9 protein-coding genes are annotated in these 12,493 nt (G+C 74.9%); all 9 read left to right on the forward strand.

The features are described 5' to 3' along the window. Positions 1-82: 82 nt before the first annotated feature. The 9 genes from miaA (at position 83) to BS75_RS28165 (ending at position 12,484) form a co-directional block, all read left to right on the forward strand. Positions 83-1,033 carry a tRNA (adenosine(37)-N6)-dimethylallyltransferase MiaA gene (gene miaA, locus BS75_RS28125; RefSeq protein ID WP_034090258.1) on the forward strand — a complete coding sequence of 317 codons (951 nt, stop codon included), beginning with the start codon at positions 83-85 and terminating at the stop codon, positions 1,031-1,033. Between the two features lie 159 nt (positions 1,034-1,192). Beyond that, positions 1,193-1,639 (forward strand): hypothetical protein, encoded by a 447-nt coding sequence (locus tag BS75_RS28130; protein WP_034090259.1) that lies wholly within the window; start codon positions 1,193-1,195, stop codon positions 1,637-1,639. 61 nt (positions 1,640-1,700) lie between these two features. Further along, positions 1,701-2,591, forward strand: a complete 891-nt coding sequence (gene dapF, locus BS75_RS28135) for a diaminopimelate epimerase (protein ID WP_034093920.1) — start codon at positions 1,701-1,703, stop codon at positions 2,589-2,591. A 202-nt stretch (positions 2,592-2,793) separates the two neighbouring features. Then, positions 2,794-5,172, forward strand: a complete 2,379-nt coding sequence (locus BS75_RS28140; RefSeq protein WP_063771380.1) for a RelA/SpoT family protein — start codon at positions 2,794-2,796, stop codon at positions 5,170-5,172. A gap of 50 nt (positions 5,173-5,222) precedes the next feature. Continuing rightward, positions 5,223-6,731, forward strand: coding sequence for a GTPase HflX (hflX, locus tag BS75_RS28145; RefSeq protein ID WP_034090260.1), 1,509 nt, complete (start codon positions 5,223-5,225; stop codon positions 6,729-6,731). Positions 6,732-6,966: 235 nt separating this feature from the next. Beyond that, positions 6,967-8,382, forward strand: coding sequence for a diaminobutyrate--2-oxoglutarate transaminase family protein (locus BS75_RS28150; RefSeq protein WP_174515015.1), 1,416 nt, complete (start codon positions 6,967-6,969; stop codon positions 8,380-8,382). Next, the gene (locus BS75_RS28155; RefSeq protein WP_034090261.1) at positions 8,379-9,878 is read left to right on the forward strand and encodes a pyridoxal phosphate-dependent decarboxylase family protein; all 1,500 of its coding nucleotides are present in this window, start codon (positions 8,379-8,381) and stop codon (positions 9,876-9,878) included. The genes BS75_RS28150 and BS75_RS28155 overlap by 4 nt, the downstream gene beginning before the upstream one ends. Further along, complete coding sequence (locus tag BS75_RS28160) at positions 9,875-11,740, forward strand: IucA/IucC family protein (protein ID WP_042436448.1); 1,866 nt, start codon at positions 9,875-9,877, stop codon at positions 11,738-11,740. The genes BS75_RS28155 and BS75_RS28160 overlap by 4 nt, the downstream gene beginning before the upstream one ends. A 222-nt stretch (positions 11,741-11,962) precedes the next feature. Continuing rightward, entirely contained in the window at positions 11,963-12,484 is a 522-nt protein-coding gene (locus tag BS75_RS28165) for a GNAT family N-acetyltransferase (protein ID WP_052069751.1), read from the forward strand. The last annotated feature ends 9 nt before the right edge of the window (positions 12,485-12,493 follow it).

Genomic DNA, 12,493 nt, shown 5'->3' on the forward strand with positions numbered 1-12,493 from the left:
AATACGCCCGTCATTGGTCATAGCGTACGAGCCCGGGTCCCTCCGTGCATCGGATGAATCGCGAATTTGGGAGACTGCTGACATGAACATCCCCCGCAATCCCCGTGACCACGCCCCACGGGTGGTCACCGTCGTCGGCGCGACCGCAGCCGGCAAGTCCGACCTCGGCGTGGCGCTGGCGCGGGAGCTCGGCGGCGAGGTGGTCAACGCCGACTCGATGCAGCTCTACCGGGGCATGGACATCGGCACGGCCAAGCTCACCCCCGGGGAGCAGGGCGGGATCACCCACCACCTGCTGGACGTCTGGGACGTCACGGTGGCGGCCAATGTCGCCGAGTACCAGCGGATGGCGCGCGGGGTCATCGACGGGCTGCTGGCGCAGGGGCGCACGCCGGTCCTGGTGGGCGGCTCGGGGCTGTACGTCCGCGCCGCCGTCGACGAACTGGAGTTCCCCGGCACCGACCCGGAGGTCCGGGCCCGACTGGAGGCGGAGCTGGCCGAGCGGGGCTCGGGCGAACTGCACCGGCGGCTGGCCGCGGTGGACCCGTCGGCCGCGCAGGCGATCCTGCCCAGCAACGGCCGCCGGATCGTCCGGGCGCTGGAGGTCGTGGAGATCACCGGCGCCTCCTTCACCGCGAACCTCCCCGGCCCCGAATCGGTGTACGACACCGTGCAGATCGGGGTCCAGGTCCCGCGTCCCGAGCTGGACGAGCGGATCGCCCTGCGGGTCGACCGGATGTGGGCCTGCGGGTTGGTGCCGGAGGTCGAGGCGCTGGTCGGCGCCGGTCTGCGGGAGGGCAGGACGGCCTCGCGGGCGCTCGGCTACCAGCAGGTGCTGGCCCAGCTGGCGGGCGAGTGCAGCGAAACGCAGGCGCGCGAGGAGACGGTGCGCGCCACCCGCCGGTTCGCCCGCCGGCAGGAGTCCTGGTTCCGTCGCGACACCCGGGTGAACTGGCTCGCCCGCTCCTCCGGCGAGGCCTCCGAGTCGCTGCTGGAGCGGGCATTGGAACTGGTGCGCGTGCGCGGTCGGTAGGCAGGGAGTCACAGGCTGATCACGGCATGGCCACGGATCGCCGCCAGCGCCCTCGGGGGCGTCGTCCGCCTGAGCGTACGTGCCATCATCAAGCTGTCGAGACTCAGCAGACCGGAACGGAAGCGACCGGTCGCCATCGCCCAGGGAGGCCGCGTGTCCATGGATACCGGCCCCGAGATCCATAGACTGCCCGAGAGTTCACTCGGTGTCGACGGTCTGGGACAGGGCCTCGGGCAGGGTCTGGGACAGGCGCTGGACACCGGCCCGGTGACCGAGCGCGAGCTGCGCCCCGAGGGCCGGCTGAGGGTCTGGCAGATCATCCCGATCCTCGCGGTGGCCACCTTCGGCTCACTGATGTTCGCCTTCCCGCTGGCCTTCGAGTCCGGCGGCGGCGGCGCCGTGGTCGGCATGCTCGGGCTGCTGCTGACGGCCGCCTCGGCCGGCTGGGGCGCGATGGCAACCCGGCGGGCCGGCTACACCTGGCCGGGCCTGCCCAGGAGCGGTTCCGGACGGACGGCCGACTGGCGGGTCCTGCTGGTCTACACCGGTGCGGCCGGCTTCCTGCTGGCACTGGCGCTGCTCCGGGTCGCCCGGATCAGCGGCTGACCCACCGCCGCCAGCTCCTAGCAGTTCAGGGGCACCCCGTAGGATCGGGGTTGTGAGCGACATGGTGAAGGGCCTGCGGTTTCTCAAGGGACACGGCACGGAGAACGACTTCGTGATCCTGCCCGACCCGGAGGGCGCGATCGACCTCCCGCCGGAGACCGTCGCCCGGCTGTGCGACCGGCGGGCCGGACTCGGCGCCGACGGCGTGCTGCGCGTCGTCCGCTCCGCCGCCCACCCCGAGGCCCTGGCCATGGCCGACGAGGCCGAGTGGTTCATGGACTACCGCAACGGCGACGGCAGCATCGCCGAGATGTGCGGCAACGGCCTCCGGGTCTTCGCCCGCTACCTGGTCCGGGCCGGGCTCGCCCGGACCGGCGAGTTCGCGGTGGCGACCCGGGCCGGGATCCGCCCGGTGCGGGTCGCGGCGGACGGCCCGGAGGGGCCGGGCGCGGTCACCGTGCGCATGGGCCGGGCCCAACTGCCGGGACCGGACGGCATCGTGGTGACCGTGGGGGAGCGGCAGTGGCCGGCCCGCAACGTCAACATGGGCAATCCGCACGCGGTCGCCTTCGTCGAGGACCTGGCCCACGCCGGCGCGCTGCTGGCGCCGCCGCCGGTCACCCCGGCCGAGGCCTACCCGGCCGGAGTCAACGTCGAGTTCGTGGTCGACCGGGGGCCCCGGCACGTGGCCATGCGGGTGCACGAGCGCGGCTCCGGCGAGACCCGCTCCTGCGGCACCGGCGCCTGTGCGGTCATGGTCGCCGCCGCCCGTCGGGACGGCGTGGACCCGGCGCTGACCGGACGCCCGGAGAGCTACACCGTGGACCTGCCCGGCGGACGCCTGCTGATCACCGAACTGCCGGACGGCACGGTCGAGATGACCGGTCCGGCGGTGGTGCTGGCCGAGGGCGAGGTCGACCTCGGACTGCTGACCGCCGCCCCGGTCCGGTAGCACTCCGGTCCGGCAACGCTCCGGTCCGGCAGCACCCGTTGGCCGCAACCTTGAAGCCTTGCCAGATCAGCGGGGTTTCAAATCCCCCGAACGGGTGATCAAAGTGACGTTGGGAACATACGGCGTCGCCCAGCGTGTTGCACTCGGTAGGATGGACCATCGGGGTGCCTGCCCACTCCGGTGATCGCTGCCGGAGGTGCGCATGAACATCAATGCCGGTGATCTTCCCGTCATCCCACCCGTCATCCCGCTGGACGGTCGCAGAACCGTCTCGCCACCGACCGCGGACCCGCGCGGCGGCGGCGCGCTGCGCCGCGCCCGGGCCCGCTCCGGGCTGGGCCGCGCCGGGTTCGCCGCGCTGCTCGCCGGGGGCGCCCGGCCGCAGCTCGCCGACGCCCTGGAGCCGGTGGTCCGGGCGCACCGCGCCCACCATCCGCGGGCCGACCTGGCCCTGCTCGGCCGCGCCTACCAGGTCGCCGAGGCCTCCCACCGGGGGCAGACCCGCAAGAGCGGCGAGCCCTACATCACCCACCCGCTCGCGGTCACCATGATCCTGGCCCAGCTCGGGGCGGAGACCACCACCCTGGTCGCCTCGCTGCTCCACGACACGGTCGAGGACACCGCGGTGACGCTCGATCAGGTCCGCGAGGGCTTCGGCGACGAGGTCGCCTACCTGGTCGACGGCGTCACCAAACTGGAGAAGGTCGACTTCGGCGCCGCCGCCGAGGCCGAGACCTTCCGCAAGATGCTGCTCGCCACCGGCGAGGACGTCCGGGTGATGGTGATCAAACTCGCCGACCGGCTGCACAATATGCGCACCATCCGGCACATGAAGCCGGCCAGCCAGGTCCGGATCGCCAAGGTCACCCGCGACGTGCTGATCCCGCTGGCCGAGCGGCTGGGCATCCAGGTGGTCAAGACCGAGCTGGAGGACATCGTCCTGGCCACCCTCCACCCCGAGGAGTACGCCCGGACCCGCGATCTGATCGTCGCCCGCGAGGCCGCCGCGGCCGAGTCGGGGGACCCGCTGGTCGAGTTCGCCGGGCGGCTGCGCCGACAGCTGCGCGAGGCCAGGATCCAGGCCGAGGTGACGGTCCGTCCGCGGCACTGCGTCTCCATGCACCGGGTGCTGCTGAGCCGGGCCGAGGTGACCCCCTGCGACTTCGGCCGACTGCTGGTCGTGGTCGAGGAGAACGCCGACTGCTACGCGGTCCTGGGCGAGCTGCACACCTGCTGGACGCCGCTGCCGGGCGAGTTCAAGGACTTCATCGCCGGCCCCAAGTTCAACCTCTACCAGTCGCTGCACACCGCCGTCACCACCGGTGCGGGCGGGGTGGCCGAGGTCCTGGTCCGCACCGCGCGGATGCACGCCGTGGCCGAGTTCGGCGTGGTGGCGCTGGAGACCCCCGCCGCCCGCGCGGCCGAGGAGTCGGCCGGCCCGGTCGCCGAGCGCGAGCGGGACGAACTGGACCGCACCGACCCGGCCCGGCCCGGCTGGCTGTCCCGGCTGCTCGACTGGCAGCGGGAGACCCCGGACGCCGACACCTTCTGGTCGGTGCTCACCGCCGACCTCTCCGGCGACGGCGAGCTCACCGTCGTCACCGAGGGCGGCCGGACGCTCCAACTCCCGGTCGGGTCGAGCTGCGTGGACGTCGCCTACGCCCTCGGCGAGGAGGTCGGCCACCGATGTATCGGCGCCCGGCTGAACGGTCGGCTCGCCGCCCTGTCCACCGTGCTGCACGACGGCGACTCGGTCGACATCCTCACCGAGTCCGGCGAGCCGGGCGGCCCGGCCGCCGGCTGGCTGGCCCACGCCCGCACCCCGGCCGCCCGGATCGCCATCGAGCGCTGGATCGCCGGGCACCCCGAGCCGGAGCCGGAGCCGGAGCGGCTGCCGGCCGGGCCGCTGCTCGGACCGCCGCGCACGGCCGACCCGGCGCGCCCGGAGCCGCAACGGCCCGGACCGCCGCCGGCGGTCCGGGTGACCGCCGTCGGAATGCCCGACGCCCCGGCCCGGCTCGCCCGCTGCTGCACCCCCGTCCCGCCGGACCCGGTGATCGGCTTCGCCATCCGGGGCGGCGCCGTGGCCGTGCACCGCAGCGACTGCCGGATCGGCGCCGACATGGCCGACCGGGGCAAACCGCCGGTCGAGGTCAGCTGGGCCGGGGACCCGGCCCCGGTCGGCTACCGGGCCACCGTCCAGGCCGACTCCCTCGGCCGGCCCCGGCTGCTGGCCGACCTCACCGCGGCGATGTCGGCGATCGGCGTCGACATCGTCTCCGCCTCGGTCGAGCCCCCGCAGGAGCTCCGGGTCCGGCACACCTACACGGTGGAGCTCCCCGACGCCGGGGCGCTGCCCGAGCTGATGCGGGTGATGCTGCGGGTGCCCGGCGTGTACGACGTCTACCGGGCCGGGCCGCAGGGCGGGCCGGAGCGGCCCGCCGCCCGGGTACCGGAGGGGGACGGCGTACCTGACCCGGAAAATGGGGATGACCTCCTGGGAGCAGCCGTGCGACCATCGTCCGCGTCGGGAATTCACGGCCGCGCCGCGACGTTCTCGACAGAGAAGACGCATGACTGATCCCGCAGCGACGATTGACCCGCGCCGGGCGGACCCGACCTAAGGATGCAATGACCTCCACATTCGAACCCCGCGACACTTCTGCGCCCCGTCGGGCGGAAGCACTGATGGACGAGGACCTCGCGGGAATCGATGGGGCCCTCGGCGGCGGATACCGCAGCAACGACTACGACGGCGACCAGTACGACCGCACCGACCGTGCGGCGCTGCGCCGGATCTCCGGGCTCTCCACCGAGCTCCAGGACGTCACCGAGGTCGAGTACCGGCAGCTCCGGCTGGAACGGGTGGTCCTCGTCGGCGTCTGGACCGACGGCACGGCACTGGAGGCGGAGAACTCCCTCGCGGAGCTCGCCGCCCTGGCCGAGACCGCAGGCTCAGAGGTGCTGGACGGCGTGATCCAGCGCCGCGACAAGCCCGACCCGGCCACCTACATCGGCTCCGGCAAGGCCAAGGAGCTCCGCGACATCGTCCTGGAGACCGGCGCCGACACGGTGGTCTGCGACGGGGAGCTCAGCCCCGGCCAGCTGATCCACCTGGAGGACGTGGTCAAGGTCAAGGTCGTCGACCGGACGGCGCTGATCCTGGACATCTTCGCCCAACACGCCAAGTCCCGTGAGGGCAAGGCCCAGGTCTCGCTGGCGCAGATGCAGTACATGCTGCCGCGCCTGCGCGGCTGGGGCGCCTCGCTCTCCCGGCAGATGGGTGGTGGCGGCGGTTCCTCGGCGGGCGGCGGCGGTGGCATGGCCACCCGCGGCCCCGGTGAGACCAAGATCGAGACCGACCGGCGGCGGATCCGCGAGAAGATGGCGAAGCTCCGCCGGGAGATCGTCGACATGAAGAAGGGCCGCGACACCAAGCGGCAGGAGCGCCGGCGCAACCAGGTCCCCTCGGTGGCCATCGCCGGCTACACCAACGCCGGCAAGTCCTCGCTGCTCAACCGGCTCACCGGGGCCGGGGTGCTGGTCGAGAACTCGCTGTTCGCCACGCTGGACCCGACGGTCCGGCGGGCGGAGACGCCCGGCGGCCGGGTCTACACCCTGGCCGACACCGTCGGCTTCGTCCGGCACCTGCCGCACCACCTGGTCGAGGCCTTCCGCTCGACCATGGAGGAGGTCGGGGACGCCGACCTGATCCTGCACGTGGTCGACGGCTCGCACCCGGAGCCCGAGGCTCAGCTCGCCGCCGTCCGCGAGGTCATCGTGGAGGTCGACGCGCAGAACGTCCCGGAGATCGTGGTGATCAACAAGGCGGACGCGGCGGACCCGGAGGTCCTCCAGCGGCTGCTGCGCCGCGAGCCGCACGCCATCGTCGTCTCCGCCCGCACCGGGCAGGGCATGGGCGAGCTGCTGCGGCTGATCGAGGACGAGCTGCCCCGGCCCTCGGTCGAGGTGCTGGCCCTGGTCCCGTACACCCAGGGCGCCCTGGTCTCCCGGGTGCACCAGGACGGCGAGGTGCTGTCCGAGGAGCACACCGGCGAGGGGACGCTGCTCAAGGCCCGGGTCCTGCCGGACCTCGCGGCGGAGCTGGAGAGCTTCGCGGTGGCGGCGTCGGCGGGCTGACCCCGGCGTTCGCGCTCGAACCGGAACGGCCGGTGGCCGCACCCTCCTGGTGAGGGTGCGGCCACCGGCCGTTCCGCGTGCGTCCGGGCACGCGTCCCGTTCCGGGACGGGCAGTCGGCGTCCCGTTCCGGGACAGGATTGGGACGCGGGCGGGCGTGATCAACGGGCCTCTTGGTCGTTACACCAAGGGGTGCCGTCTCCGCCGGCACCCGTACAGCGAGGAGGAACCGCCGCCGTGACGCTGTCCGCCGAACCGGCCCCGTCCGCCGCCCCCGAGGCCCTGCTCGGCCGTCAGGCCGCCCGGGAGTCCGCCGCCAGGACCTACGCCCGTTCCCTGCCCGTGGTCCCGGTCCGCGCCCGGGGGATGACGGTGGAGGGCGCCGACGGCCGGCGCTACCTCGACTGCCTCTCCGGCGCGGGCACGCTGGCCCTGGGCCACAACCACCCGGTGGTGCTCCGGGCCATCCGGGAGCTGCTGGACTCCGGCGCCCCGCTGCAGGTGCTGGACCTCGCCACCCCGGTCAAGGACGCCTTCACCACCGAGCTGCTGGCGAGCCTCCCGCCGGAGTTCGCCCGGGACGCCCGGATCCAGTTCTGCGGACCGGCCGGCACGGACGCCGTCGAGGCCGCGCTGAAGCTGGTCCGCACCGCCACCGGGCGCTCCGGGCTGCTGGCCTTCACCGGGGCCTACCACGGGATGACCGCGGGCGCGCTGGCCGCGGGCGGCGACAACGCGGTGCGGGCGGGCTTAGCGGGAACGGTTCAGCAGCCGGTCCGGCTGCCCTTCCCCTACGACTACCGCTGCCCCTTCGGCGTCGGCGGCCCGGAGGCGGCCCGGCTCTCCGCCCACTGGACGGCGTCCCTGCTGGACGATCCCAAGGCCGGGATCGAACCCGTGGCCGGGATGATCGTCGAGGCGGTGCAGGGCGAGGGCGGGGTGATCCCGGCGCCCGACGACTGGCTGCGCGCCCTGCGCCGGCTCACCCGGGAGCGGTCCGTCCCGCTGATCGTCGACGAGGTGCAGACCGGGGTCGGCCGGACCGGCGCCTTCTGGGCCGTCCAGCACTCCGGGATCATTCCGGACGTGATGGTCCTCTCCAAGGCGATCGGCGGCAGCCTGCCGCTCGCCGCCATCGTCTACCGGGGCGAGCTCGACGTCTGGGCGCCGGGGGCGCACGCCGGGACCTTCCGCGGCAACCAGCTGGCCATGGCCGCCGGGACCGCCACCCTCCGCCATGTCAGGGAACACGGCCTGGCCGCCCGGGCGGCGCTGCTCGGCGAGTGGCTGGCCGGTCGGCTGCGCGGCCTGATGTCCGAGTTCGCCGCCATCGGCGAGGTCCGCGGGCGAGGTCTGATGCTGGGCGTGGAGCTGGTCGACGCCCACGCCGAACCGGACCCCCGGGGTACCAGGCCGGCCGCGCCCGCCCTCGCCTCGGCGGTCCGGGCGGAGGCGCTGCGGCGCGGCCTGATCGTCGAACTCGGCGGCCGCCACGGCAGCGTGGTCCGGCTGCTGCCCCCGCTCACCATGACCGACGAACAGGCCGACGCCGTCTTCGAGCGGCTGGCGGAAGCGATCCGGGCGGCGACGGCGGGCGGGCCGGGCCCGGCGGCGGACACCGGCGTACTGCCGCGCCAGGGCGGTGACCGGTGAGCGGCGCCGCCGACGGACCGGAGCGGCCGGTCGCAGCGCTCGCGCCGCTCGCCGGGGGCCGGGCCGGGCCGGACGCGCTCGGACCGCTGCTGGCGGTGGCCCTCGACGCGCTCCGGGCCGGAGCCGCCCGGCGCGGCGGTCCGCTGCCGTCCGGCGGACCCGCCGAGGTCGCCGCCGGTCTGGCCGAGCTGCTCGACCCGGACACCCTGCTGCCCGAACGCGGCGACCCGGACGCCCTGCGGCAGTTGACCGAGGCCCTGGCCGCCACCGCCGCCGACCCGGCGGACCCGGACTGCGCCGCCCACCTCCATGTCCCGCCGCTGGCCGTGGCCGTCGCCGCCGACCTCGCCGCCTCCGCGCTCAACCCCTCGCTCGACTCCTGGGACCAGGCGCCCGGGGCCACCTCGGTCGAGCGCGCCGTGATCCACACCCTGGCCGCACTGGTCGGCCACCCGCGCCCGGAGGCCGCTGACGGGGTGTTCACCACCGGCGGCACCGCCTCCAACCTCACCGGGCTGCTGCTCGCCCGCGACGCGCTGCCCCGCGCCCGGCACCCCGCCGACCGGCTCACCGTCCACTGCTCCGCCGCCGCGCACTTCTCGGTGGCGCGGGCCGCCGCCGTCCTCGGACTCGCCCCGGACTCCGTGGTGCCGATCGACACCGACACCGGCGGCCGGATGGACCCCCGGGTGCTGGACTGGTCGCTCACCGACGCCCGCGCCGAGGGCCGGACCCCGATGTGCGTGGTCGCCACCGCCGGGACCACCGACCTCGGCGCGATCGACCCGCTGCGGGCCGTCGCCGCCGTCACCTCCCGCCACGGAGTCCGGCTGCACGTGGATGCCGCCTACGGCGGGGGAGCGCTCTTCTCCCGAGGGCTCGCCCCGCTGCTGGACGGCCTCGGCCTCGCCGACAGCATCGGCCTGGACCTGCACAAGCTCGGCTGGCAGCCGATCGCCGCCGGGGTGCTGCTGGTGCGCGACAGCTCGCTGCTCGCGCCGCTCGGGCAGCGGGCGGTCTACCTCAACCCGGTCGACGACGAGGAGGCCGGCTACACCTCGCTGCTCGGCCAATCGCTGCGGACCACCCGGCGACCGGACGCCTTCAAGGTCGCGGTCACCCTCCGCAGCCTCGGCCGGGAGGGGCTGGGCGCGCTGGTCGACCGCTGCCACGACCTCGCCCGGTACGCCGCTGCCCGGATCGCCGCCGAACCGCGCCTCGAACTGGTCGCCGAACCGGTGCTCACCACCGTCCTCTTCCGCTACCTCCCGCCGGAGGCCGGGCAGGCCGGGCAGGCCGACCGGATCAACGCGGGGCTGCGCCGACGGCTGCTGGCCGCCGGTCGCGCCGTTGTCGGCCGCACCGAACTCGCGGACGGCGGAGTGCGGTTGAAACTCACCCTGCTCAACCCGCACACCACCGAAGCCGACCTCGACCGCCTGCTGGGGCTCGTCCTCGCGGCCGGGGCAGAAGAAGAGCAGGAGACCCACCAGTGAGCACCGCTGCGACCGGCGGACTGCCGGCCCAGACCTGTGGCGAGAGCCGGGTCGAACCTGTCGACGAGAGCGGCCCCGAGGACCCGCTGCTGCACCCGGACGCCGTGGTCGCCGCCGACAGCGCCGCCACCGAGAACCTGCTCCGCTGCTGGATCCGGGAGACCGGCCTCGCCGAGCCGCCCGGCTCCACCCTGCGGATCGCCCTCGGCGAGGAACTGCGGTTGGTGGTGCCGGTCCGCCACTGGTCGCCGAGCGGCTGGCACCGCTTCGGCCGCGCCCGGTTGAGCGCGGAACCCGGCCCGGGTCATCCGGTCGACGCGGTGACCGTGGCCGCCCTGCTGGCCCGCGAGGCCGGTGCGGCCCGCGCGGGCGAAGGGGCGGACGGGGGCGGAGCAGGCGACGACGCCGTCCGCCGGACCGCCGAACTCGCCGGGCGGGTCGCGGACTCGGTCCGGCGCACCGCCCGGTTCCTCGCCGACCGCCGCGACGCCCCGCTGCCCGCACCCGGCACCGCGCCGTTCCTGGAGTCCGAGCAGGACCTGCTGCTCGGCCACCCGCTGCATCCCACTCCCAAGAGCCGGGAGGGGCTGGGGGAGGCAGAGACCGCCGCCTACTCGCCCGAACTGCGCGGCGCGCACCGGCTGCACTGGTTCGCGGTGGAGAACGCCCTCGCCGCCGGGGACTCGGCGCTGCCGGAGGAGGCCGCCGCGATCACCGCCGCGCTGGCCCCGCCGCTGCCCTCCGGCACCACCGCCCTGCCGCTGCATCCTTGGCAGGCACGGGAACTGACGCAGCGTCCTGACGTTGCCGGGCTGCTCTCCGCCGGGCGGCTGCACGACCTCGGCCCGCACGGTCCGTTCTGGTACCCGACCTCCTCGCTGCGCACCGTCTACCGACCCGACGTCCCGTACATGCTCAAGCTCTCGCTGGGACTGTCGATCACCAACTCCCGCCGGGAGAACCTGCGCAAGGAGCTGCACCGGGGCCTGGAGGTGCACCGGCTGCTGGAGGCCGGTCTCCCGGCCGGGCTGGGGGCGGAGTGGCGGGCCGCCCACCCAGGCTTCGACATCGTCCGCGACCCCGCCTGGATCGGCGCCGACCTGCCCGGACGCGACCCCGCGCTGCCCAGCGGCCTGGACACGGTGATCCGGAGCAACCCCTTCGGGCCCCGTGACCGGGTCCGCTGCCTGGCCGGGCTGGTCGCCGGGGCGCCGGTGGCGTCCCGCCTCGGCGCGCTGGTGGGCGAGCTGGCCGGACGCACCGGCCGGTCCGGGCCGACCGTCGCCGCCGAATGGTTCCTCCGCTACCTGCACGCGGTGGTGCTGCCGGTGCTCTGGCTGGACGGCCACGCCGGGATCGCGCTGGAGGCCCACCAGCAGAACACCCTGGTGCTGCTCGACGCCCAGGGCTGGCCGGTCGGCGGCCGCTACCGGGACAACCAGGGCTACTACTTCCGCGAGTCCCGGACGGCCGCACTGCGGGCCCGGCTTCCCGGGCTCGGCGCCGCCAGCGACACCTTCGTGCCCGACGCCGTCGCCGACGAGCGCTTCGCCTACTACCTGGGCATCAACAACCTGCTCGGCCTGGTCGGCGCGTTCGGCTCGCAGCGGCTCGTCGACGAGCGGGTGCTGCTCGCGGCGCTGCGCCGGTTCCTGGCCGGCCGGGCCGTCGCCGACTGCCGCTCCTCCCTGCCCGAACTGCTGCTGGACGCCCCGGTGCTGCGCTGCAAGGCCAACCTGCTCACCCGGCTGCACGGCCTGGACGAGCTGGTCGGACCGGTCGAGACCCAGTCCGTCTACGTCGCCCTCGGCAACCCGCTCGTCGCCACCCGTTCCCGCGAGACCGCCGGAGTCGCCCCGTGAACCGCCACCTCCCGCCGGACGGCGCGGGCCCGGCCCCGCCCCGCCCACTGCGCCCGCTGCGTCGGTGCCTGCTCCGTCCGTGCCTGCTCCGGCGGCCGCGCCCGCGTCCGCTCCGGCCGCCCGTCCCGGCCGGGCGGTTCCGGCACAGGGGCCGGCCGGGTCCGCGCCGCGCTCCGGCTCCACGGCGCGGACCTGCTGGACGGGGTGCCGCGCTGGGGAGTGATGGACACCTCGGTCGGACAGTTCCGGCTCCAGCCGGTACGGCTGCCGCGCGACCTCGCGCAGGTGGCCGGCTGGATGAACGACCCCGACATCGCCGCCTTCTGGGAGCTGGCCGGCCCCAAGGAGCTGACCGAGCACCATATCCGGGTCCAGCTCGACGGCGACGGGCGCAGCGTCCCCTGCCTGGGGCTGCTCGACGGCGTGCCGATGAGCTACTGGGAGGTGTACCGGGCGGACCTCGACCCGATCGCGCTGCACTACCCGTCGCGTCCGCACGACACCGGGCTGCACCTGCTGCTCGGCCCGGCCGACACCCGGGGCCGGGGGATCGGCAGCGTGCTGCTGCGGGCCGTGGCCGAACGCGTGCTGCGCGAGCGGCACGACGCCCGCCGGGTGGTCGCCGAGCCGGACATCCGCAACGTCCCGTCCATGCACGCCTTCCTCAAGGCGGGGTTCCGGCACGACCGGGACCTGCCGCTGCCCGGCAAGCACGCCGCCCTGCTGGTCTACGACCGCCGCTGACCCTGTCCG

The sequence above is a fragment of the Streptacidiphilus albus JL83 genome, assembly GCF_000744705.1.
Classification (GTDB): Bacteria; Actinomycetota; Actinomycetes; order Streptomycetales; family Streptomycetaceae; genus Streptacidiphilus; species Streptacidiphilus albus.

Coding starts and splice junctions, on each gene's coding strand:
- miaA (WP_034090258.1), top strand. CDS start 83: ATGAACATCCCCCGCAATCCCCGTGACCACGCCCCACGGGTGGTCACC.
- BS75_RS28130 (WP_034090259.1), top strand. CDS start 1,193: ATGGATACCGGCCCCGAGATCCATAGACTGCCCGAGAGTTCACTCGGT.
- dapF (WP_034093920.1), top strand. CDS start 1,701: ATGGTGAAGGGCCTGCGGTTTCTCAAGGGACACGGCACGGAGAACGAC.
- BS75_RS28140 (WP_063771380.1), top strand. CDS start 2,794: ATGAACATCAATGCCGGTGATCTTCCCGTCATCCCACCCGTCATCCCG.
- hflX (WP_034090260.1), top strand. CDS start 5,223: ATGACCTCCACATTCGAACCCCGCGACACTTCTGCGCCCCGTCGGGCG.
- BS75_RS28165 (WP_052069751.1), top strand. CDS start 11,963: ATGGACACCTCGGTCGGACAGTTCCGGCTCCAGCCGGTACGGCTGCCG.